The 21,700-nt window shown below is 70.5% G+C and carries 18 protein-coding genes and 1 pseudogene; 15 read left to right on the top strand and 4 right to left on the bottom strand.

Annotated elements, in window-relative coordinates; translation table 11 throughout:
• The first annotated feature begins 16 nt into the window (after nt 1–16).
• The 12 genes and pseudogenes from panD (at nt 17) to AMK19_RS02710 (ending at nt 14,013) form a co-directional block, all read left to right on the top strand.
• On the top strand, nt 17–463 hold the full coding sequence (gene panD, locus AMK19_RS02760; RefSeq protein ID WP_073807720.1) for an aspartate 1-decarboxylase: 447 nt from the start codon (nt 17–19) through the stop codon (nt 461–463).
• 16 nt (nt 464–479) lie between these two features.
• Complete coding sequence (locus AMK19_RS02755; protein ID WP_073807718.1) at nt 480–2,102, top strand: L-aspartate oxidase; 1,623 nt, start codon at nt 480–482, stop codon at nt 2,100–2,102.
• A 130-nt stretch (nt 2,103–2,232) separates the two neighbouring features.
• Nucleotides 2,233–3,204 carry a carboxylating nicotinate-nucleotide diphosphorylase gene (gene nadC / locus AMK19_RS02750; RefSeq protein ID WP_073807716.1) on the top strand — a complete coding sequence of 324 codons (972 nt, stop codon included), beginning with the start codon at nt 2,233–2,235 and terminating at the stop codon, nt 3,202–3,204.
• Nucleotides 3,205–3,227: 23 nt separating this feature from the next.
• Nucleotides 3,228–4,022 (top strand): type III pantothenate kinase, encoded by a 795-nt coding sequence (locus AMK19_RS02745; protein WP_073807714.1) that lies wholly within the window; start codon nt 3,228–3,230, stop codon nt 4,020–4,022.
• A gap of 129 nt (nt 4,023–4,151) precedes the next feature.
• Complete coding sequence (locus AMK19_RS02740) at nt 4,152–4,850, top strand: hypothetical protein (protein ID WP_073807712.1); 699 nt, start codon at nt 4,152–4,154, stop codon at nt 4,848–4,850.
• A gap of 143 nt (nt 4,851–4,993) precedes the next feature.
• Nucleotides 4,994–6,556, top strand: a pseudogene (lysX, locus tag AMK19_RS02735) (bifunctional lysylphosphatidylglycerol synthetase/lysine--tRNA ligase LysX); the annotation flags it as partial.
• Nucleotides 6,557–6,560: 4 nt separating this feature from the next.
• Nucleotides 6,561–6,713: a hypothetical protein gene (locus tag AMK19_RS36400; RefSeq protein WP_180290497.1), complete on the top strand. Its 153-nt coding sequence runs from the start codon at nt 6,561–6,563 to the stop codon at nt 6,711–6,713.
• A 105-nt stretch (nt 6,714–6,818) separates the two neighbouring features.
• Nucleotides 6,819–7,211 (top strand): BlaI/MecI/CopY family transcriptional regulator, encoded by a 393-nt coding sequence (locus tag AMK19_RS02730; protein WP_073807708.1) that lies wholly within the window; start codon nt 6,819–6,821, stop codon nt 7,209–7,211.
• Nucleotides 7,212–7,222: 11 nt separating this feature from the next.
• Nucleotides 7,223–7,750 (top strand): amino-acid N-acetyltransferase, encoded by a 528-nt coding sequence (locus AMK19_RS02725; RefSeq protein ID WP_073807706.1) that lies wholly within the window; start codon nt 7,223–7,225, stop codon nt 7,748–7,750.
• A gap of 104 nt (nt 7,751–7,854) precedes the next feature.
• Complete coding sequence (locus AMK19_RS02720) at nt 7,855–8,211, top strand: histone-like nucleoid-structuring protein Lsr2 (RefSeq protein WP_073807705.1); 357 nt, start codon at nt 7,855–7,857, stop codon at nt 8,209–8,211.
• Between the two features lie 574 nt (nt 8,212–8,785).
• Entirely contained in the window at nt 8,786–11,305 is a 2,520-nt protein-coding gene (locus tag AMK19_RS02715; RefSeq protein WP_073807703.1) for an ATP-dependent Clp protease ATP-binding subunit, read from the top strand.
• A 374-nt stretch (nt 11,306–11,679) separates the two neighbouring features.
• The gene (locus AMK19_RS02710) at nt 11,680–14,013 is read left to right on the top strand and encodes an immune inhibitor A domain-containing protein (RefSeq protein WP_073807701.1); all 2,334 of its coding nucleotides are present in this window, start codon (nt 11,680–11,682) and stop codon (nt 14,011–14,013) included.
• A 78-nt stretch (nt 14,014–14,091) separates the two neighbouring features.
• Here AMK19_RS02710 and AMK19_RS02705 read toward each other — a convergent pair whose 3' ends face one another.
• Entirely contained in the window at nt 14,092–15,198 is a 1,107-nt protein-coding gene (locus tag AMK19_RS02705) for a threonine aldolase family protein (RefSeq protein WP_073807700.1), read from the bottom strand.
• A 338-nt stretch (nt 15,199–15,536) separates the two neighbouring features.
• Between AMK19_RS02705 and AMK19_RS02700 the strand changes: the two genes are divergently transcribed.
• On the top strand, nt 15,537–16,481 hold the full coding sequence (locus AMK19_RS02700; RefSeq protein WP_073807699.1) for a M23 family metallopeptidase: 945 nt from the start codon (nt 15,537–15,539) through the stop codon (nt 16,479–16,481).
• A 36-nt stretch (nt 16,482–16,517) separates the two neighbouring features.
• Here the strand turns inward: AMK19_RS02700 and AMK19_RS37900 are convergent, their stop codons facing one another.
• Nucleotides 16,518–17,129, bottom strand: coding sequence for a TetR/AcrR family transcriptional regulator (locus AMK19_RS37900; RefSeq protein ID WP_073807698.1), 612 nt, complete (start codon nt 17,127–17,129; stop codon nt 16,518–16,520).
• A gap of 208 nt (nt 17,130–17,337) precedes the next feature.
• Between AMK19_RS37900 and AMK19_RS02690 the strand changes: the two genes are divergently transcribed.
• Nucleotides 17,338–18,963 carry an MDR family MFS transporter gene (locus tag AMK19_RS02690; RefSeq protein ID WP_073807697.1) on the top strand — a complete coding sequence of 542 codons (1,626 nt, stop codon included), beginning with the start codon at nt 17,338–17,340 and terminating at the stop codon, nt 18,961–18,963.
• A gap of 59 nt (nt 18,964–19,022) precedes the next feature.
• Here the strand turns inward: AMK19_RS02690 and AMK19_RS02685 are convergent, their stop codons facing one another.
• Together AMK19_RS02685 and AMK19_RS02680 are read right to left on the bottom strand one after the other, a co-directional pair.
• On the bottom strand, nt 19,023–19,928 hold the full coding sequence (locus AMK19_RS02685; protein ID WP_073807695.1) for an A/G-specific adenine glycosylase: 906 nt from the start codon (nt 19,926–19,928) through the stop codon (nt 19,023–19,025).
• A 36-nt stretch (nt 19,929–19,964) separates the two neighbouring features.
• Nucleotides 19,965–20,732, bottom strand: coding sequence for a rhomboid family intramembrane serine protease (locus AMK19_RS02680; RefSeq protein WP_073807693.1), 768 nt, complete (start codon nt 20,730–20,732; stop codon nt 19,965–19,967).
• Between the two features lie 133 nt (nt 20,733–20,865).
• Here AMK19_RS02680 and AMK19_RS02675 point away from each other — a divergent pair, with 133 nt between their 5' ends.
• A complete protein-coding gene (locus tag AMK19_RS02675; RefSeq protein WP_073807692.1) occupies nt 20,866–21,696 on the top strand; it encodes a hypothetical protein in 831 nt (276 codons plus the stop codon).
• The last annotated feature ends 4 nt before the right edge of the window (nt 21,697–21,700 follow it).

The raw sequence follows: 21,700 nt of genomic DNA, 5'->3' as shown, positions 1-21,700 counted from the left end.
AGAGAGGCGTGACCACATGCTCCGCACCATGCTCAAGTCCAAGATCCACCGTGCCACCGTCACCCAGGCCGACCTGCACTACGTGGGATCGGTGACGGTCGACGAGGACCTGCTCGACGCCGCGGACCTGCTCCCCGGCGAGCTGGTCCACATCGTCGACATCAACAACGGCGCCCGGCTGGAGACCTACACCATCGCGGGCCCGCGCGGCTCCGGCGTCATCGGCATCAACGGCGCCGCCGCCCGGCTGGTTCACCCCGGCGACCTGGTGATCCTGATCGCCTACGGGCAGATGGAGACCGCCGAGGCCAAGGCGTACCTGCCCAAGGTGGTGTTCGTGGACGAGCACAACCGGGTCAGCGGCCTCGGCGGCGACCCCGCGGACGCCCCGGAGGGCAGCGGTCTGGTGCGCGGTGACGCCGCGTACGGTGGGGCGGACGGCGCGGCCGTCGTCGCGCACTGAAGGAGCAGCTGAAGCCATGACGCATCGTCTGACCGCCCCCGCCCCCGGCTGGACCACGAGCACCGACGTGGTCGTCGTCGGCTCCGGCGTGGCCGGCCTCACCGTCGCGCTCAATGCCCGCAAGGCCGGTCTGCGGGCCATGGTGGTCACCAAGGCGATGCTCGACGACGGCTCCACCCGCTGGGCCCAGGGCGGCGTCGCCGCCGCCCTGGGCGAGGGCGACACCCCGGAGCAGCACCTTCAGGACACCCTGGTCGCCGGGGCCGGGCTGTGCGACGAGGAGGCGGTCCGCACCCTGGTCACCGAGGGCCCGGACGCGGTGCGCCGGCTCATCGAGCTGGGCGCCGAGTTCGACCTCGACGAGGACGGCGAGATCGTCCTCACCCGCGAGGGCGGGCACCACCGCCGCCGGATCGCGCACGCCGGCGGCGACGCCACCGGCGCCGAGATCGAACGCGCCCTGGTCGCCGCCGTCGAGGCCGACCCGGGCCTCGAACTCATCGAGCACGCTCTCGTCCTGGACCTGCTCACCGACGCCGGCGGCCACGCCTCCGGCGTCACCCTGCACGTGATGGGCGAGGGCCAGCGCGACGGCGTCGGCGCGATCCTGGCCCGCGCCGTGGTGCTGGCGTCCGGCGGCATGGGCCAGGTCTTCTCGGCGACCACCAACCCGGCGGTGTCCACCGGCGACGGCGTCGCGCTCGCCCTGCGGGCCGGCGCCGAGGTCACCGACCTGGAGTTCGTCCAGTTCCACCCCACCGTGCTGTTCCTCGGCGTGGACGCGCAGGGCCAGCAGCCGCTGGTCTCCGAGGCCGTCCGCGGCGAGGGCGCGCACCTGGTGGACGCCGACGGCGTGCGCTTCATGGTCGGGCAGCACGAGCTCGCCGAACTCGCCCCGCGCGACATCGTCGCCAAGGCCATCACCCGCCGGATGCTCGCCCAGGGCACCCAGAACATGTACCTGGACGGGCGGCACTTCGGCGCCCGGATGTGGGAGCACCGCTTCCCCACCATCCTGGCGGCCTGCCGCACCCACGGCATCGACCCGGTCACCGAGCCGATCCCGGTCGCCCCGGCCGTGCACTTCGCCTCCGGCGGCATCCGCACCGACCTGCACGGCCGCACCACCGTCCCGGGCCTGTACGCCTGCGGCGAGGTCGCGTGCACCGGCGTGCACGGCGCGAACCGCCTCGCCTCCAACTCGCTGCTCGAAGGCCTGGTCTTCGCCGAGCGGATCGCCGCCGACCTGTCCGCGCTCGCGGAGGCCGGGCAGCTGCCCGCCCGCACGGTGACCACGGACGCCGCGCGGGCCGCCGCGCCCGTTCCGCTGCTCGCGGCGGAGAGCCGCGGCGCGATCCAGCAGCTGATGTCCACCGGCGCGGGCGTGATCCGCTCCGCGGAGTCGCTGGCCGCCACCGCGAAGGGCCTGGCGGCCCTGCCCGACCCGGCCCACCCCGGCTCCCCCTCCGTCGAGACCTGGGAGGCCACCAACCTCCACCAGGTCGCCACCGCCCTCACCGCCGCCGCTGCGCTCCGCGAGGAGACCCGCGGCTGCCACTGGCGCGAAGACTTCCCCGACCGCGACGACGCCGACTGGCAGCGCCACGTGATCCACCCGCTGGGCACGGAATGTTCTTGATGCGACGGCCGGTTGCACCGTCCCGGGGAGCCCGGCCCCGCCCGTACCGGATCTGACTCCTCGTCCCCTCCCGCTTCGTGCAGTTCCTCGCGCCCCTGCGGGGCGCATCTATCCCCTTGGAGCTCCCTTCATGTCCCACGACGAACTCCCCCTCCTGTCCGCCGAGCCCGACGGCTGCGGCGACGGCTGTGCCTGCGGTGACGGCGAGGTGTACGAGACCGGGCTCGACCCCGCGCTGGCCGAGCTGCTGGAGGCGGCCGGCCTGGACCCGGTCGAGGTCGAGGACGTGGCGATGATGGCCCTGTCCGAGGACCTGGCCGGCGGCGAGGACGTCACCTCGGTGGCCACCGTCCCCGCCGAGGCCGTCGCGACGGCGGACTTCACGGCCCGTCAGGCGGGTGTCGTCGCGGGTCTGCGGGTCGCCGAGGCGGTCGTCTCGCTGGTCTGCGAGGAGGAGTTCGAGGTCGAGCGGCACGTCGAGGACGGCGCTTCGGTCGAGGCCGGCCAGGTGCTGCTCTCGGTGCGCAGCCGGACCCGTGACCTGCTGACCGCCGAGCGTTCCGCGCTGAACCTGCTCTGCCACCTGTCGGGCATCGCCACCGCGACCCGCGCCTGGGCGGACGCCCTGGAGGGCACCGGGGCGGTGGTCCGCGACACCCGCAAGACCACCCCGGGCCTGCGCGCGCTGGAGAAGTTCGCGGTCCGCGCGGGCGGCGGTGCCAACCACCGGATGGCGCTCTCGGACGCGGCGCTGGTGAAGGACAACCACGTGGTCGCCGCCGGCGGCGTCGCGGAGGCGTTCACCGCCGTCCGCGAGGCGTTCCCGGAGCTGCCGATCGAGGTCGAGGTGGACACCATCGAGCAGATCGCCCCGGTGCTGGAGGCCGGCGCGGACCTCATCCTGCTGGACAACTTCAGCACCGAGCAGCTGCGCGAGGCGGTCGCCCTGGTCGCGGGCCGGGCGAAGCTGGAGGCTTCCGGTGGTCTGACCCTGGCCACGGCGCGTGAGGTCGCGGAGACTGGTGTCGACTTCCTGGCCGTCGGCGCCCTGACGCACTCCTCGCCGATCCTGGACATCGGCCTGGACCTCCGCAGTTCCTGACCCTTCCAAGCAGAAAGCGCCCCATGCTCCTCACCATCGACGTCGGCAACACCCAGACCACGCTCGGCCTGTTCGACGGCGAGGAGATCGTCGAGCACTGGCGGATCTCCACCGACCCGCGCCGTACCGCCGACGAAATGGCGGTGCTGCTCCAGGGGTTGATGGGCGCCCACCCGATCGTCTCGGCCGACGACCGGGTGGCCGGCCTGGCCATCTGCTCCTCGGTGCCGGCGGTACTGCACGAACTGCGCGAGGTGACCCGCCGGTACTACGGGGACGTGCCGGCGGTGATCGTGGAGCCGGGCGTGAAGACCGGCGTGCACGTGCTGATGGACAACCCGAAGGAGGTCGGCGCGGACCGGATCGTCAACGCGCTGGCCGCCAACCACCTGTACGGCGGGCCGTGCATCGTGGTCGACTTCGGCACCGCCACCACCTTCGACGCGATCAACGCGCGCGGCGACTACGTGGGCGGCGCGATCGCCCCGGGCATCGAGATCTCGGTCGACGCCCTGGGCGGCCGCACCGCGATGCTCCGCAAGATCGAGCTGGCCCGCCCGCGGAACGTGATCGGCAAGAACACCGTCGAAGGCATGCAGTCGGGCATCCTGTACGGCTTCGCCGGACAGGTGGACGGCCTGGTCAACCGGATGGCCAAGGAACTCGCCAAGGACCCGAACGAGGTCCAGGTGATCGCCACCGGCGGCCTGGCCCCGCTGGTCCTCGGCGAGGCCGACTCGATCGACGTGCACGAGCCGTGGCTGACCCTGATCGGCCTGCGCCTGATCTTCGAACGCAACCGCCCGGTCACCGCCTGACGGCACTTGACGACACCTGACGCCCGGTCGGCCGCCGACCGGGCGTCAGATGCACCATCTCATAGGCCAATCGGGACAAACACGTCCTCAATCGCCATAAGTCGGACGTACGCCACGTACTGTCGATCCATGCCAACGCCACACGGATCGCGCGGCGGCATGGCCTTCAGCGCCGACGAAGTCCGGGTGCTGCGCCGTGCCCTCGCCCAAGCCCTCTATCCGGCCGCGCCCGATCGGCTCCCGATGCCCGCCGCCGTCGGCGAGTTGTGGGCCGAGGACGTCCAGGACGCGCTCCGGCTCACCGAGGCCATCGACGAGGCGGTCCAGGAGGGCGGGCGTCTGCGCACCTTCCTGCTGGCCGACCTGAGCCGCTACCGGGCGGCTCTTCCGGGCAGCGCGGGCGGCTACCTGGAACGGCTGGAGGAGGCCGTCACCGACGGCTATCTCCCCACCGCCGAGGACCTCTCCGCCCTGCGCGCGCTGTCCCGCCAGCCCTGCGGGCCGCCCGAGCACGCCCGCCGCTCCCGGCTCGCCGGGCGGTGCCACGCAATCGCCGAGGCGGAGGTCCGGGAGCGGCTCTCCCTCGGCTCCGGGCAGCGGCACCTCGCCGCCGTACCGAACCCCGCGCCCGAACCCCACCCCGCCATCCCAGTTGGAGGACGGTTCCCGATGAGCGACCAGCACCCGCAGCCCCCCGCCGACCTCCCCCGCACCCGCCGGATGCCGACCCCCGCGGAGCTCTTCGGCCGCCGCACCCGCCCCACCCCGCACCCCGAACCCCCCACCGACGCCGAGCGCCCCGAACTCGCCACCGGCACCGACGGCTGACCGTCCGCCACCTGCCGAAGCCCCCTCCCCGGAGGGGGCTTCGGCGTGTCCGGGGCCGAGCGGCGGCGCGGCCGCGGGCGGGCGGTGCGATATCCCGTGGCGGAACAGCCCGTGAGCCTGGCTACCCTGGTGGGGTGAGCGATCAGAGCACTCTCCCCGCGACCGACGACCTTCCCGAGCAGATGCGCGTCCGGCGCGAGAAGCTGGACCGGCTGCGGGCGGCCGGCGTCGACCCGTACCCGGTCGGATTCCCCCGCACCTCGACCATCGCCGAGCTGCGGGACAAGCACCCGGACCTGGCTTCGGACACCGCGACCGGCGAGCGGGCGGGCATCACCGGCCGCGTCGTGCTGGCCCGCACCGGCGGCAAGCTCTGCTTCGCCACCCTGCGCGACGGCTCCGGCGACCTCCAGGTGATGCTGTCCCTGGACAAGCTGGGCGAGGAGCGGCTGGCCGCCTGGAAGGCCGACATCGACCTCGGCGACCAGGTCGGCGTCGAGGGCGAGGTGATCACCTCCCGCCGCGGCGAGCTGAGCGTGATGGTGGACCGCTGGGAGCTCACCGCCAAGTGCCTGCGCCCGCTGCCGGACAAGCACAAGGGCCTGACCGACCCGGAGGCCCGGGTCCGCCAGCGCTACGTGGACCTGATCGTGAACCCCGAGGCGCGCGAGATGCTGCACCTGCGCACCCGGGTGATCCGCTCGATCCGCCGCACCTACGAGGACCGCGGCTACCTCGAGGTCGAGACCCCGATGCTGCAGCCGATCCACGGCGGCGCCAACGCCCGCCCGTTCAAGACGCACATCAACGCGTACGACATCGAGCTGTACCTGCGGATCGCGACCGAGCTGTACCTGAAGCGCCTGGTGGTCGGCGGCGCCGAGAAGGTCTTCGAGATCAACCGGAACTTCCGCAACGAGGGCGCGGACGCCACCCACAACCCGGAGTTCACCGCCCTGGAGTCGTACGAGGCGTACGGCGACTACGACACCCAGGCCGAGCTGATCCGGGCGATCATCGTGAACGCCGCGCAGGACGCGCTGGGCACCACCGTGGTCAAGGGCCTCGGCCCGGACGGCACCGAGCACGAGATCGACCTCGCCGAGCCCTGGCAGGAGGTCTCGGTCTACCCGGGCATCTCCGCCCGCCTGGGCATCGAGGTCACCCCCGCCACCTCGGTGGACGAGCTGCGCAAGCTCGCCGACGAGGCCGGCATCCCGTACGAGAAGGAGTGGGGCCACGGCCAGATCGTCCTGGAGATGGTCGAGCGCCTGCTGGAGCACCACGCGATCAAGCCGACCTTCATCAAGGACTACCCGACCGAGGTCTCCCCGCTGACCCGCCGGCACCGCTCGATCGAGGGCGTCGCGGAGAAGTGGGACCTGGTGATCTTCGGCACCGAGATCGGCACCGCCTACTCCGAGCTGATCGACCCGGTCGAGCAGCGCGCCCGCCTGACCGCGCAGTCCCTGCTGGCGGCCGGCGGCGACGTCGAGGCGATGCAGCTCGACGAGGACTTCCTGCGCGCCCTGGAGTACGCGATGCCGCCCACCGGCGGCCTCGGCCTGGGCGTGGACCGCCTGATCATGCTGCTGACCGGCAAGAACATCCGCGAGACGGTGCTGTTCCCGCTGGTGAAGCCGGAGAAGGCCGGAAAGAGCGACAAGGCGACCACCGCCGAGACCGACGAGGACACCGAGGAGTAGTCCCATGGAGTACGTCAGCGCGATCGTGCCGCCGCTGGTGATGGCGATCGGTTTCGCCTTCCTGGTGCGGGCCATCATCCGCAGCCAGGGCGGCGCACAGAAGGCCAAGGAGGACGCCGCCGCCGAGGCGATGGCGACCCGTTCCCCGGCCGAATAGTCCGACCGCAGACCGGCGCGTCGTTCCCCCTTTCGGGGAGCGGCGCGCCGATCTCTTTGCCATTTGCCGCCCTTTGTCCGATTCGGTCCTATCCTGGGCCGCACTATGGTGCGGCAACTCGGAGAACTCGAGAACGACATCATGACCCGGGTGTGGCAGTGGAACCGCCCGGTCACCGTTCGAGAGGTTCTGCAGGATCTGCGTTCGGAACGTGAAATCGCGTACACGACTGTGATGACGGTGCTCGACAAGCTCTATCGAAAGGGCTGGGTGCGCCGGGAGCGCGCCGGGCGCGCATACCGATATGAGCCGGTCTCCTCGCGCGAGGCTTACACCGCCGCGCTGATGAACGATGCCTGGGCGACGAGCGACAATCCGGCCGCGGCCCTGGTGCACTTCTTCGGGATGATGTCTCCGGAACAGCGCGAGTCGCTGCGCGACGCTCTGCGAGTGGCCGGCGTCGATACCGAGGAGACCCGCCCGTCCGAGGCACGATAACGTTCCCAGGCATGGAGGTCACCATCCGCCGTGCGCGGACCACCGACGTGCGCGCCGTTCGCCGGCTCATCGACACGTACTCCCGCAGCGGCATTCTGCTCGACAAGCCGACCGTCACTCTGTTCGAATCCGTCCAGGAGTTCTGGGTCGCCGAACGCGACGAGGACGGCCGCGTGGTGGCCTGCGGCGCACTGCACGTGATGTGGGAGGACCTCGCCGAGGTCCGCACCCTCGCGGTCGATCCGGTCTGCAAAGGCCTCGGCATCGGCCACCAGCTGCTGGACAAGCTGCTGGAGACGGCCCGCTGGCTCGGCGTCCGTCGGATTTTCTGCCTGACGTTCGAGGTGCCGTTCTTCTCGAAACACGGCTTCGTCGAGATCGGCGAAAACGACGATCGTACGGCAGACCCGGCAGTCGTGGCCACAGAAGTCTATGAAGAACTCCTGCGCTCGTACGACGAAGGCGTCGCCGAGTTCCTCGACCTGGAGCGCGTGAAGCCGAACACACTGGGCAACTCGCGCATGCTGCTGCACCTCTGATCCGGCTCTCCGGGCACGACGGGCGGCACAGGGGTTTGTGTTTTCCGGGAAAAGGCGCTTTCCTTTCACTAGGCAATGGACCGTTATCGCGGAAAGGGAAGCCCGTGGCACAGAGGGTTCAGGTCATTCTGGAAGACGATCTCGATGGCGGCTCCGCAGACGAGACGGTGACGTTCGCTCTTGACGGCGTGGCCTATGAGATCGACCTGAAGAGCGACAACGCGGAGAAGCTTCGCGGCATGCTGGCCCCGTACGTCGAGAAGGGTCGCAAGCAGAGCGGTCGGCTGACCGCCCCGCGTCGCGGCGGCACCCGGGGCGCCGGTCGCTCCGCCTCCTCGACCGGACAGGCCGACACCGCCAAGATCCGCGTCTGGGCGAAGGAGAACGGCTACCCGGTCAACGACCGCGGCCGTGTCCCCGGCAACGTGCGTGAGGCGTACGAGAAGGCCAACGTCTCCTGACCTTCACGGCAGTCGCAGTTCGGGGCCCCGGCCGAGCCGGCCCGACAGGTCGGGCATCCGGCCCGGCGGCCCCGCGACCGGCCCCGCGACCAGCGGCGGACCGGTCAGGACCTGTGCAAGGCTGGAGTGAGCGGCGCGCTCACGGCCGCCACCGGCACGGCGGTACGCCTCGCACGACCGAGTTGACGGTGCGTCACTTCGGGTGCCCGCTCGGCCGACTTCTCGCCAGGCGAACAAGCACCCCCCGGAAACCGCGCGAATCCCGCCGCCCGACCGGGTATGAATGCAGGTGGACGGGGTCTCAGGAGCCCGGCCGGAGCACTGCGCGGGGCCGGTCCACCGGTTCCACCGGACCGTGTTCGCCGTTGGCGTAGCGGTATCCGGTGCATCGGGCCCGCCGCTGGGAACACCGTCTCCCAGCATCAGGTTGGGAAAGGTGTCGGCTGGTCGCGCAGCAGGTTTCTCCCGCTCCGGCGGGAGTTCCGTAGCCGCGCCGCTGAGCGGGACTAGCATGCGGAAGGACAGGGCGGGGACGGCCCCCGAACTGACCGACCGCTCTGAGGAGCGATTAACGATGTTCGAGAGGTTCACCGACCGCGCGCGGCGGGTTGTCGTCCTGGCACAGGAAGAAGCCCGGATGCTCAACCACAACTACATCGGCACCGAGCACATCCTCCTGGGCCTGATCCACGAGGGCGAGGGTGTCGCCGCCAAGGCGCTGGAGAGCCTCGGCATCTCGCTCGAGGCGGTCCGCCAGCAGGTCGAGGAGATCATCGGCCAGGGCCAGCAGGCCCCGTCCGGTCACATCCCCTTCACTCCCCGGGCGAAGAAGGTTCTGGAGCTGTCGCTCCGCGAGGCCCTTCAGCTCGGCCACAACTACATCGGCACCGAGCACATCCTGCTCGGTCTGATCCGCGAGGGCGAGGGCGTCGCCGCCCAGGTCCTGGTGAAGCTGGGCGCCGACCTGAACCGGGTGCGCCAGCAGGTCATCCAGCTGCTGTCCGGCTACCAGACCGGCAGCGGCAAGGAGTCGGCCACCGCCGGCGGCCCCGCCGAGGGCACCCCGTCCACCTCCCTGGTGCTCGACCAGTTCGGCCGCAACCTGACGCAGGCCGCCCGCGAGGCCAAGCTCGACCCGGTGATCGGGCGCGAGAAGGAGATCGAGCGGGTCATGCAGGTGCTGTCCCGACGCACCAAGAACAACCCGGTGCTGATCGGCGAGCCCGGCGTCGGCAAGACCGCGGTCGTCGAGGGCCTGGCCCAGGCGATCATCAAGGGCGAGGTCCCGGAGACGCTGAAGGACAAGCAGCTCTACACGCTGGACCTCGGCGCCCTGGTCGCCGGCTCCCGCTACCGCGGTGACTTCGAGGAGCGCCTGAAGAAGGTCCTCAAGGAGATCCGCACCCGCGGCGACATCATCCTGTTCATCGACGAGTTGCACACCCTGGTCGGCGCGGGCGCCGCCGAGGGCGCGATCGACGCCGCCTCCATCCTGAAGCCGATGCTGGCCCGCGGTGAGCTGCAGACCATCGGCGCCACCACGCTGGACGAGTACCGCAAGCACCTGGAGAAGGACGCCGCGCTGGAGCGCCGCTTCCAGCCGATCCAGGTCGCCGAGCCGTCGCTCCCGCACACCATCGAGATCCTCAAGGGCCTGCGCGACCGGTACGAGGCGCACCACCGTGTGTCGATCACCGACGCCGCCCTGGTCGCCGCCGCCACCCTGGCCGACCGGTACATCTCGGACCGCTTCCTGCCGGACAAGGCGATCGACCTGATCGACGAGGCCGGTTCCCGGATGCGCATCCGCCGGATGACCGCGCCGCCGGACCTGCGCGAGTTCGACGAGAAGATCGCCGAGGTGCGTCGGGAGAAGGAGTCCGCGATCGACGCGCAGGACTTCGAGAAGGCCGCGTCGCTGCGCGACAACGAGAAGCAGCTGCTCCAGGCGAAGGCCAAGCGGGAGAAGGAGTGGAAGGCCGGCGACATGGACGTCGTGGCCGAGGTGGACGAGGAGCTCATCGCCGAGGTTCTGGCCACCGCCACCGGCATCCCGGTCTTCAAGCTGACCGAGGAGGAGTCCTCGCGTCTGCTGCGCATGGAGGACGAGCTGCACAAGCGGGTCATCGGCCAGGAGGACGCCATCAAGGCGCTCTCCCAGGCGATCCGCCGTACCCGGGCCGGTCTGAAGGACCCGAAGCGCCCCGGTGGTTCGTTCATCTTCGCCGGCCCCTCGGGTGTCGGTAAGACCGAGCTGTCCAAGACCCTGGCGGAGTTCCTGTTCGGGGACGAGGACGCGCTGATCGCGCTCGACATGTCCGAGTTCTCGGAGAAGCACACCGTGTCGCGGCTGTTCGGCTCCCCGCCCGGATACGTGGGTTACGAGGAGGGCGGCCAGCTCACCGAGAAGGTCCGCCGCAAGCCGTTCTCGGTGGTGCTGTTCGACGAGGTCGAGAAGGCCCACCCGGACATCTTCAACTCGCTGCTGCAGATCCTGGAGGACGGTCGCCTGACCGACTCCCAGGGCCGGGTCGTGGACTTCAAGAACACGGTCATCATCATGACCACCAACCTCGGCACCCGGGACATCTCCAAGGGCTTCAACCTGGGCTTCGCGGCCACGGGTGACGTCCAGACCGGCTACGACCGGATGAAGGCGAAGGTCGGCGAGGAGCTCAAGCAGCACTTCCGTCCCGAGTTCCTGAACCGTGTCGACGACATCGTGGTGTTCCACCAGCTGTCCGAGGCGAACATCATCGAGATCGTCGACCTGATGATCGCGAAGGTGGACCAGCGCCTGAAGGACCGCGACATGGCCATCGAGCTCAGCGCGGAGGCGAAGAGCCTGCTGGCGAAGCGCGGCTACGACCCGATCCTGGGCGCCCGTCCGCTGCGCCGCACGATCCAGCGGGAGATCGAGGACCACCTGTCCGAGAAGATCCTGTTCGGTGAGCTGCGGTCCGGCCACATCGTGGTGGTCGGCGTGGAGGGTGAGGGCAAGGCAGCCAAGTTCACCTTCCGCGGTGAGGAGAAGTCCCCGGTGGCGGACACTCCGGCGGCGGTCTCGGCGACCGGCCCGGATCTGACGAAGTAATAGCGCCACAAAGCGCGTTCCAGCCGCCGCCCCCGACCTGTTCAGGTCGGGGGCGGCGGCTTTTCGGCACCCGGGTTTTTCAGTTGAAAAACTGTTTAGGTTTCCGTGCGCTGTGAATGCGGGGCGGGGCGGGACCGAACGGGTGGGATCGGGTGCGGTGCGAGTGCGACCGACCCGGTAATCACAGGCACCGTAGGTAGATTGACGGATCGTCAGATGATGTGAGTTGGCGGAGCATAGCGTCGTGGCCATGCCAGGGTCAAGGTCTTTCTTTTTTACCGGACCTTGGGTCAAATGTCGTCCACCTGTCTTGCATTGGTTCACCGGCCCGGCCATCCGCCACGCCGGTAAGGGGAGGACGTCCCACGTTGAAGATGACCAAGAAGGTCGCCGCGGCCTCCGCCGCCATCGCGGTGTCGGCCGCGCTCGGCGTCGGCATGCTGCCGGGTACGGCTACCGCCGCTCCGGTGACGCCGGTCGTGAAGGACCCGGCCGACGCCAACCAGAACGACAGCGTGCCCCGCGAGCTGCAGAGCCCGCTCACCGACAAGGTGCAGGCTGAGCAGAAGGCCGCGATAGAGCAGCTGGTCAACGGCACCGCGAAGGTCGAGAAGCACGGCAACGGCAGCTCGGTCAAGCTGGGCCGCGACAAGTACGTCGAGCTGTCGCGTGAGCGCACCGACCGGATCTTCACCATCCTGGTGGACTTCGGCGACCAGGTCGACAACACCACCAAGACCGCCGACGGCAAGGTGAAGTACGGCGGCACCCCCGGCCCGGCGCACAACCAGATCGCCTCTCCGGACCGCACCAAGAACAACTCCACGGCGTGGCAGGCGGACTACAACCAGGCGCACTACCAGGACCTGTACTTCGCGGCCAACCGGCCGTCGCTGAAGACCTACTACGAGAAGCAGTCCTCGGGCCGCTACTCGGTCGACGGTCTGGTCACCGACTGGGTGCGAGTTCCGTGGAACGAGGCCCGCTACGGCTCGGACTACTGCGGCCAGCACGTCTGCGCCAACGCGCAGGACCTGATCCGCGACGGCATCAACGCCTGGGTCGCCGACCAGAAGGCCAAGGGCCGCACCGACGCGGACATCAAGGCCAACCTGGCGCAGTACGACCAGTGGGACCGTTACGACTACAACGGCAACGGCAACTTCAACGAGCCGGACGGCTACCTGGACCACTTCCAGATCGTCCACGCCGGTGAGGACCAGTCGGCCGGCGGCGGCGTCCAGGGCACCGACGCCCTGTGGGCGCACCGCTCGTACGTGTACGCCAACCAGGCCGGCAAGACCGGTCCGGAGAACAACAAGCTCGGCGGCACCCCGATCGGCGACACCGGCCTGTGGGTCGGCGACTACACCATGCAGCCGGAGAACGGCGGCCTGGGCGTGTTCGCCCACGAGTACGGCCACGACCTGGGCCTGCCGGACCTGTACGACACCAGCGGCCAGGGCATCGACAACTCGGTCGGTTTCTGGTCCCTGATGTCCTCGGGCTCCTGGCTGGGCGAGGGCCGCAACGAGATCGGCGACATGCCGAACGACCTGGACATCTGGTCGAAGCTGAAGCTGGGCTGGCTGGACTACGACACCGCCAAGGCCGGCAAGAACACGGTCAGCCTGCTCGGCCCGGCCGAGTACAACAACAAGCGCAAGCAGGGTCTGATCGTCGACCTGCCGGCGAAGACCGTCACCACCGAGATCAACACCCCGTTCGCGGGTGCCAACGAGTGGTGGAGCGGCAGCGCCGACAACCTGAACGTCACCCTGACCCGTGACGTCGACCTGACCGGGAAGACCTCGGCCTCGCTCACCGCGAAGGCCTGGTACGACCTGGAGGAGGACTACGACTTCGCGTACGCCGAGGTGTCCACCGACGGCGGCAAGAACTGGTCCTCGCTGGCCGGCACCTTCAACGGCAAGGCGCTGACGGAGAACTCCATCACCGGCAACTCGGGCGGCTGGGGAGACCTGTCGTTCTCGCTGGACGCGTACGCCGGCAAGGCGATCAAGATCCGCTTCCACAACACCACCGACCCGGGCGTCCACATGAAGGGCCTGGCCCTGGACGAGATCGCGGTGACCGCGAACGGTGCGACCATCTTCACCGATGGTGCCGAGAACGGTGACAACGGCTGGACCGCGTCGGGCTTCTCCCGGATCTCCGGCAAGTTCAACAAGGACTACGACCAGCACTACCTGGTCGAGAACCGTCAGTACGTGTCCTTCGACACCACGCTGAAGACCGGCCCGTACAACTTCGGTTCCGCCGCCCGTCCGGGCTGGGTCGAGCACTACGCCAACCAGAACGGCATCCTGATCTGGCTGTGGGACTCCTCGCAGTCGGACAACAACGTGGCCAACCACCCCGGCCAGGGCCTGATCCTCCCGATCGACGCCCACCCGGCCCCGCTGAAGTGGAACGACGGCACCCTGATGCGTCCGCGCTTCCAGGCATACGACTCCACCTTCCGCTTCGACCGCACCACCGGCCTGCAGCTGCACAAGGCCGACGCGCTCACCAAGATCCCCAGCGAGCGCGGGGTGACCGTCTTCAACGACAAGAAGAACACCTACTGGGACGCATCGAACCCGTACAGCTCCGTCCAGGTGGCCAAGACCGGCACCCAGATCGAGGTGCTGTGGCAGTCGCACAACGAGCTCGAGGCTCTGATCCAGGTCAAGCACACCAAGTGACGCTTGGCTGAGCACAGCTGAAGCAGAAGGGCCCCGGCGGTTTTCGAACCGTCGGGGCCCTTCGGCGTCTCCGGCTGCTCAGAGCAGGGCGAGGAAGCCGGCCATCGCCTCGGTGATCTCCTTCGGCGTCCATTCCAGGGCGGCGGCGGTCACCGCCACCTCGGTCATCGCCACGCCGGGCTGCGGGCCGGGCTCCCGCCAGCCGCCGAACAGCGACACGCCCTGTTCCTCGGCCTGCCGGAGGCCGGCCTCGGCCAGGCGTTCGGCCGGGTGGGGCAGCCAGAGCTGGAACTGGTGGGTGTGCGGCGGCGCCGGGTTGATCCAGGCGCCCGGGGCCTCGGCGAGCGCGGCGGCGACCACCTTGGCGTGTGCCACGTAGTCGGGCAGCCGGGGCAGCTCGGTGTCCAGGCCGGCCAGCGCGGACAGCACGGCGGGCCACTGCTGCCACAGCTTGCCGCCGTAGCGGTGCCGCCAGAGCTTGATCCGGCGGACGAACTCCTCATCGCCGGCGACCACGGCGCCGCTGTGTCCGCCCAGCGACTTGTAGAAGGAGACGTACACCGATCCGGCGCGGGCGCAGATCTCCGGCAGGCTCCGGCCCAGGTGCGGGGCGGACTCCCAGAGCCGGGCGCCGTCCAGGTGGACCGGCACGCCGCGGTCGGCGGCGAAGTCGTACAGCGCGGTCAGCTCCTCCCAGCTGGGCAGCACGAAGCCGGCGTCGCGCAGCGGGAGTTCCAGCATCAGGACGTCGAACGGCTCGTCCAGGCCGGCGAGCTCCGCGACGGTGGGCTGCCGGGGGGCGGCGGTCTGCGGGACGCTGTGCAGGCCGCTGAGCACCTGGTGGGCGCGGCGTTCGTGGACCTCGGTGTGGGCGAGCGGGTGCATCGCGACGGCCGGCCCGTGGGTGTCGGCCCAGACCTTGAGGGCGGCCTGCTGGCCCATCGTGCCGGTCGGGAACCAGGCGGCGTCGGGCTTGCCGAGCAGGTCGGCGGTGCGGCGTTCCAGGGTGCGGACGATGCGGTTGCCGTACATGTCGGTGGGCTCGTCGAGCGGGTAGGGGCCGTCGGAGAGGGCGGCGAGGGCGGCGAGCGCTTCGCGGACGGTCTGCGGCCGGCCGCCGGACAGCAGGCGGTCGGCCCGGCGGCGGGCGAGGAAGCTGCGGTCCTGTAACGAGATGGCGTTCATTGGCCGATCATCTCCAACCGCCGGGTGGATCGGAAGACCGATCGATCCGAGGGCCGTTTGTACCCGGGGCGGTTCGGACTCAAACCGGCCGCTTCCCGGTGGCGATGGTCACAGGCCTCCGACGACATACGACGCGCGGTAGGAGGTTTGAGCCGGGATGTGCCGGTCTGTCCGATGCCCGGGGGTGCTATTCCGTGAGCTTCGTCCACTACCCGCCGTCGTACGTCACACCTTTGGGCCCGGCCCGGGAAGTCGTTTACACCGGAGTCGTTCCCACCAGTTCGGCGAGCCCCCCGGCTCGGCCCCGCTCTGGCCCCGTCCGTGAGGTACCGACCCCGATGCGTTCTTTCCCCGCCACCGGCCGCCGGATTCTCCAGGCGATCAGCACCCGCCACATCCAGTCCGTCACCGGTTCCGACGCCTCCGCCGTCGCCCCGGCCCGCCGCGGCCCCGCCACGGCACTCGCCACCGGCGCCGCCGTGGTCGCCTTCGGCGCCATGCTGATCCCGGGCGGGCACGCCGCCGCCGCGCAGACCGTTCCGGCCGCCCTGGGCGACTCGCCGTTCACCACGGCGGACGTCCAGCCGGGCGAGCTCCAGCTGTCCGCCCCGGAGGCGCACGCCGAGGACACCACCGGGCCGTTGGCCGTGGTCGCCGCCAACCTGGACCAGCTGACGAACCCGACGGACGCGCACGAGCCCGCCGCCGACGAGCACCCGGCCGAGCAGCCCGCTGCCGAGGAGCACCAGGACCAGCCGCAGCCGGCCGAGCAGCCCGCCGCCGAGCAGCAGCCCGCCGAGCAGCCGGCCCCGGCGCCCGAGCCCGCTCCGGCCCCCGCTCCGGAGCCCGCCCCGGCCCCCGCTCCGGTCAAGCCGGACTGGTCCTCGCCCGCCCCGGGCGCACCGATCAGCAACCCGTACCACAAGACCAACGCCTCGTACGCGGCCGGTTTCCACACCGGCACCGACTTCGCGGTGGCCGTGGGCACCCCGCTGGTGGCGGTCGGCGACTCGACCGTGGTCTCGTCCGGCTGGGCCGGCGCGTACGGCAACCAGATCGTGCTGAAGCTGTCCGACGGCCGCTTCGCCCAGTACGCGCACCTGTCGCAGCTGGAGGTGAAGGCCGGGCAGCACGTGAGCGCGGGCGACCGGATCGGCAAGTCCGGCAACACCGGCAACTCGACCGGGCCGCACCTGCACTTCGAGATCCGCACCGCCAACCAGTACGCGAAGGTGACCGACCCGATCGGCTACCTGAAGGGCCACGGCGCGAACAACTTCTGATCCGCCGCACCCCGACCCGTCCGAGCCGTCCGCGCGTCAGTGCGCGGGCGGCTCGATGTGTGCGGCGACCTCCAGGGCGACCTCCAGGGCCGCCTCCATCGCCTCGTCCGCACTGACCGACGCCGAGTCGGCCGACTCCCGCCCGGGCCCGCACAGGTCGGCCTTGAGCAGGAACATCGCCGAGTGCATGGAGGTCAGCGCGACGGTGGCGCGCAGCTTGTCGCGGAAGGTCGGCTCGGGCCCGTGCAGCAGGGTGATCATCTTGATCATCCGCTCCTTGAACGCCAGCCCGGCCGCGGACTCCCGCAGCGCGGGCTGGTTCTCGTGGAAGAAGCGCAGCAGCGGCGCCCGCTCGCCCATGCCGGCGGCGAACCGGCGGAGCAGTTCGTCGCGGAGTTCCGGCGACCAGTCCTTGCCCTCGCCGAACGCGATGGCGTCGTCCAGCGGGGCGGCCATCTTCTCGACGATGCCGCGGACGATGTCGTCCTTGGTCTTGAAGTGGTAGTACAGGGCGGCCTTGGTGACGCCGAGGCGGTCGGCGATCTCGCGCAGCGAGGTCTTCTCGTAGCCGTGCTCGGCGAACAACTCCAGTGCCACGTCGATGATCCGCGCTCGGGTGTCGCTACGGGGACTCTGGGGGGTGGTCATCGCTGGCGGCCTGCCTCGTTGAAGCGGTGCGGACGGGTGTCAAGGCCCGGTTCTGTTGGCATTCTCCCTGCCCAGAGGGGCTGCTTCGAAACTGGCTTGACGACCGGCTAGGTAACAACTTACCGTGCCGAACGGCAATTAACTAGCCGGTCGTCAAGTAAGTACCGTCGCGGACACCACCGCGGCACCTGCGCCCCGGGAGAGACGCATGACAACCCAACAGTCCGAGGCGGTTCCGGAGGACGGGCCGTCCGTCGATCTCGGCAAGCCCGCCGACGAGTTCGAGCAGCGGCCGCACCGCGAGGTGCGCCTGGTGATGATCGGCCTGGTGATCACCATGCTGCTCGCCATGCTCGACAACCTGATCGTCGGCACCGCGATGCCCACCATCGTCGGCGAGCTGAACGGCGCCGAGCACATGTCCTGGGTGGTCACGGCCTACACCCTGGCCACCGCCGCCTCCACCCCGATCTGGGGCAAGGTCGGCGACCTCTACGGCCGCAAGGGCTCGTTCCTGGTCTCGATCGCGATCTTCCTGCTCGGCTCGGCGCTGTCCGGCATGGCGCAGACCATGACCCAGCTGATCGCCTTCCGCGCCGTCCAGGGCCTGGGCGCCGGCGGTCTGATGGTCGGCGTGATGTCGATCATGGGTGCGCTGGTGCTGCCCCGCGACCGCGGCAAGTACCAGGGCATGTTCGCCGCCGTCATGGCGCTGGCCACCATCGGCGGTCCGCTGATCGGCGGCTTCATCACCGACCACCTGAACTGGCGCTGGACGTTCTACGTCAACCTGCCGCTGGGCGCGATCGCGCTGATCTTCATCGTCGTGGTGCTGAAGCTGCCCAAGGTCCGCTCCAACGCCAAGATCGACTACCTGGGCGCGGCCCTGCTCACCATCGGCATCGTCTCGATGGTCCTGATCACCACCTGGGGCGGCCACGAGTACGCCTGGAGCTCGAAGCAGATCCTCGGCCTGGGCGCGCTGTCCGTCGCCTCGATCATCGGCTTCTGCTACGTCGAGCAGCGGGTCGCCGAGCCGATCCTTCCGCTCAAGCTGTTCCGCAACCGCAACTTCACGATGGTCTCGATCATCGGCTTCATCGTCGGTTTCGCGATGTTCGGCGCGGTCACCTTCCTGCCCACCTACCAGCAGATCGTCCAGGGCGCCTCGGCGACCAATTCCGGCCTGCTGCTGATGCCGATGATGTTCGGCATGCTGGTGATCTCGCTGGTGGTCGGCCAGGCCATCACCAAGACCGGCAAGTACCGGATCTACCCGATCATCGGCACCGTGGTGATGGGCGGCGGCTCGCTGCTGCTGTCGACCCTGTCGGTGGACACCACCAGCTTCGCCTCGTCCTGCTACATGGTGGTGCTCGGCGCCGGCATGGGCTTCCTGATGCAGGTCACCATGCTGGTCGCGCAGAACAGCGTGGAGATGAAGGACATGGGCGTCGCCTCGTCCTCCGCCACGCTGTTCCGCACCATCGGCGGCTCCTTCGGCGTGGCGCTGTTCGGCACCCTGTACATCAACCAGGTCAACAAGAGCGTCGAGAAGCTCCCGCCGGAGGTCCTGCAGCACATGCAGCAGGGCGGTGGCAGCGCCGAGGGCATGTCGGCGATGAACCCGGCCACCCTGAGCAAGCTGCCGGCCGACGTGCTGAGCGCCTACCAGCACGGCATCTCCAACGGCATGCACACCGTCTTCCTGTGGGGCGCGGTGATCAGCCTGGTCGCCGTGGCCGCCTCGCTGTTCCTGCGCGAGGTCAAGCTGCGCGGTGGCGCGGACGCCGCCGAGGCGAAGGCCGAGGCCGCGCTCGAAGGCGCGATGTGACGCCTGTCCAGGCATGACGACGGCCCGGGACCGACTGGTCCCGGGCCGTTTTCCGTCCGCTACTGCGGCAGCCGGTAGGTGCCCGGCCCGACCGGCTCCACCAGGCCGTCGGCGACCAGCCCGTCCAGGGCCCTGGCGCGCTGGATCGCGTCCGGCCAGACCACGTCCAGCCGGCCCTGCTCGACCAGGCCGTGGGCGTCCCGCAGTACCGCCAGCAGCTTGCCGCGGACCTGCCGGTCGGTGCCCTCGTAGGTCTGGCCGCGCCGGGCCGGGCCCTGGTACGGCGGGCAGCCGGCCCGCTGCCAGGCGCACTCGGCGAACAGCGGGCAGGCGCCGCACTCGGGGCCGCGCGCGGTGCACACCAGGGCGCCCAGCTCCATCACGGCGACGGCCCAGGTCGCGGCCCGCTCGTCGGTGGCGGGCAGCAGCTCGTGCGCGGTACGGCGCTCGGCGGCGTTGGTGGCGTTCGCCGGGTACTCGACGCCGGTGACGGCGCGGGCGAACACCCGGCGCACGTTGGTGTCCAGCACCGCGTGGCGCTGCCGGAACGCGAACGAGGCGACCGCGGCCGCCGTGTACTCGCCGACGCCGGGCAGCGCCAGCAGCGCCGCGTGGTCGTCCGGGACGGCGCCGTCGTGCTGCTCGGTGATCGCGGTGGCCGCCGCGTGCAGCCGCAGCGCGCGGCGCGGGTAGCCGAGCCGGCCCCACATCCGCACCGCCTCGCCGGGCGCGTCCGCGGCCAGCGCGGCGGGGGTGGGCCAGCGTTCCAGCCACGCCGCGTACGCGGGCAGCACCCGCTTCACGGGCGTCTGCTGGAGCATGAACTCGCTGACCATCACCGCCCACGGCGAGGCGTCGGGGGTCCGCCACGGCAGGTCGCGGGCGTTGCCCTCGTACCAGCCGATGACGGTGGTGTGCAGCGCCCGGAGGGCGGCGGGGGTGGGAGTCGAAGCAGTGGCAACCATGGCACCCCCGATCCTGCCACGAGGTCCTGCGAGGGCTTAAAGCCCCAGGTCGTCGAGCTCCTTCAGCAGGTCGGCCCGCGAGCCGGCCGTCGTCCCGCCGCTCTTGCCGCTCCTGCCGCTCTTGCCGGGCACGGACGGGGTGATGGCCTGGGCAGGGTCCGCGGTCGCGGCGGGGACGGTGGCGGCGGCCTGCTCCGAGGTGCGGGTGCGGAAGATCCAGGCGCCGACCAGGCCGCCGACCAAGCCGCCCAGGTGACCCAGCCAGGACACCCCGGGGGTGCCCGGGATGGCGGTGGTCAGCAGGTACGCGAAGGACGCGCCCATCACCAGGCCGATCAGCGAGTCGATCAGGTTGCGGTCGAACAGGCCGCGCAGCACCACGTAGCCGAAGTACCCGAAGATCACGCCGCTGGCGCCGACGGTCACCACGTCCCCGCGTTCGAACAGCCAGACCGTCATGCCGCTGGTCACCACCAGCAGCGCCGTCAGGCCGAGGAACTTGCGCACGCCGCGGTAGGCGGCGAGGAAGCCGAAGACGAACAGCGGGCCGGAATTGCCTTCCAGGTGCTGCCAGTTCAGGTGCAGGAACGGCGCGGTCAGCAGGTCGGGCAGGCTGCTCGCCCGGCGCGCGAGGATGCCGTGCTGGAGGGCTATCTGCCCGTCCATCGCCCAGTTCGCCACCTGCACGGCCCAGATCAGGCAGAGGAAGCCGAACATGGTGAAGAACGCCCGGCGCGCCTCGGCGATCAGCTGCGCCGGGTCGAGGGTCGCGGTGCCGGGAGCGGAGTCGTGCGGGGAGGCCATGAGGGCGACTATAGGGCGGCGCACCGTCGTGTCGAGTCCCCCAGGAGGAGCAAATGGCGGATCATGTGAAAGAAGTGCCCCTGCTGCGGTGTTGATGCGTCAGCAGATGCACAAGGTCTCGTAGAGTTTGCCCGTGCCCTCTCTGCGCCAGCCCGTCGGACCGCTGCCCGCCTCGATCTACTGGCGGCGCCGCGCAGTGATCCTCGCTGCCCTCGCCGTCGCCCTGCTGCTGATCGGCTGGCTCGCGTTCGGCACCGGCGGGGACGGCAAGCAGCAGCAGAAGGCCGCTTCCGAGAGCACCGGGCCGCAGCCCGCGCCCGCCCAGTCCATCACCCCCGGCGCTTCCCCCAGCGGCTCCGCCATCACCACCCGCCCCGGCGGCCCCGCCCCGAGCGGCGGCGCGGCCGGCGAGCTGAACGTCACGGGCGGCGGCAGCGGCGGTTCGGGGGGCGGCGGTTCGAACGGCGGCGGCAACGGGTCGACCGGCGGCAGTGGCGGGCGGTCCGCTTCGCCCGGGCCTTCGCCGGCCGTGAACACGCCCGAGGTGATGGCCCTGCCGGTGTGCGCCACCTCGCAGCTCTCGCTGGAGCTGGCGTCGGCGCAGAACTCGTACCCGGCCAAGGACAAGCCGCGACTGGCACTGACCATCCGCAACTCCTCGGGCTCGGGCTGCCGGGTCAACCTCTCGCACGAGAACTCGGCGCTCACCATCACCTCCAGCAGCAACGAGCGGATCTGGTCCTCCGCGGACTGCATCGCGGAGAAGGTCGACGCCTGGGCGCAGATCGCCGGCAACAGCGGCGTCACCGAGACCTTCGGCTGGGACCGCAGCCGCTCCAAGCCGCAGTGCGCCACCGCCGACCCGGCGCCGGCCCAGGCGGGCAACTACCTGGTCCAGGCCGACCTGACCGGCCCGGCCGGCGGCCCGCTGTCGGCGCGCACCTCGATCCGCCTGGAGGGCTGAGAAG

The sequence above is a fragment of the Kitasatospora sp. CB01950 genome, assembly GCF_001905465.1.
Lineage (GTDB): Bacteria > Actinomycetota > Actinomycetes > Streptomycetales > Streptomycetaceae > Kitasatospora.
Note: the sequence above shows the minus strand (reverse complement) of the source record. Positions and strands in the feature narration are given on the sequence as shown.

Excerpts from the sequence above, each read along its gene's own strand:
- AMK19_RS02710 (WP_073807701.1), top strand. The coding sequence starts at position 11,680 with ATGACCAAGAAGGTCGCCGCGGCCTCCGCCGCCATCGCGGTGTCGGCC.
- panD (WP_073807720.1), top strand. The coding sequence starts at position 17 with ATGCTCCGCACCATGCTCAAGTCCAAGATCCACCGTGCCACCGTCACC.
- AMK19_RS02700 (WP_073807699.1), top strand. The coding sequence starts at position 15,537 with ATGCGTTCTTTCCCCGCCACCGGCCGCCGGATTCTCCAGGCGATCAGC.
- AMK19_RS02740 (WP_073807712.1), top strand. The coding sequence starts at position 4,152 with ATGCCAACGCCACACGGATCGCGCGGCGGCATGGCCTTCAGCGCCGAC.
- AMK19_RS02715 (WP_073807703.1), top strand. The coding sequence starts at position 8,786 with ATGTTCGAGAGGTTCACCGACCGCGCGCGGCGGGTTGTCGTCCTGGCA.
- AMK19_RS02745 (WP_073807714.1), top strand. The coding sequence starts at position 3,228 with ATGCTCCTCACCATCGACGTCGGCAACACCCAGACCACGCTCGGCCTG.
- AMK19_RS02685 (WP_073807695.1), bottom strand. The coding sequence starts at position 19,928 with ATGGTTGCCACTGCTTCGACTCCCACCCCCGCCGCCCTCCGGGCGCTG.
- AMK19_RS37900 (WP_073807698.1), bottom strand. The coding sequence starts at position 17,129 with ATGACCACCCCCCAGAGTCCCCGTAGCGACACCCGAGCGCGGATCATC.
- AMK19_RS36400 (WP_180290497.1), top strand. The coding sequence starts at position 6,561 with ATGGAGTACGTCAGCGCGATCGTGCCGCCGCTGGTGATGGCGATCGGT.
- nadC (WP_073807716.1), top strand. The coding sequence starts at position 2,233 with ATGTCCCACGACGAACTCCCCCTCCTGTCCGCCGAGCCCGACGGCTGC.
- AMK19_RS02690 (WP_073807697.1), top strand. The coding sequence starts at position 17,338 with ATGACAACCCAACAGTCCGAGGCGGTTCCGGAGGACGGGCCGTCCGTC.
- AMK19_RS02705 (WP_073807700.1), bottom strand. The coding sequence starts at position 15,198 with ATGAACGCCATCTCGTTACAGGACCGCAGCTTCCTCGCCCGCCGCCGG.
- AMK19_RS02725 (WP_073807706.1), top strand. The coding sequence starts at position 7,223 with ATGGAGGTCACCATCCGCCGTGCGCGGACCACCGACGTGCGCGCCGTT.
- AMK19_RS02730 (WP_073807708.1), top strand. The coding sequence starts at position 6,819 with ATGGTGCGGCAACTCGGAGAACTCGAGAACGACATCATGACCCGGGTG.
- AMK19_RS02755 (WP_073807718.1), top strand. The coding sequence starts at position 480 with ATGACGCATCGTCTGACCGCCCCCGCCCCCGGCTGGACCACGAGCACC.
- AMK19_RS02680 (WP_073807693.1), bottom strand. The coding sequence starts at position 20,732 with ATGGCCTCCCCGCACGACTCCGCTCCCGGCACCGCGACCCTCGACCCG.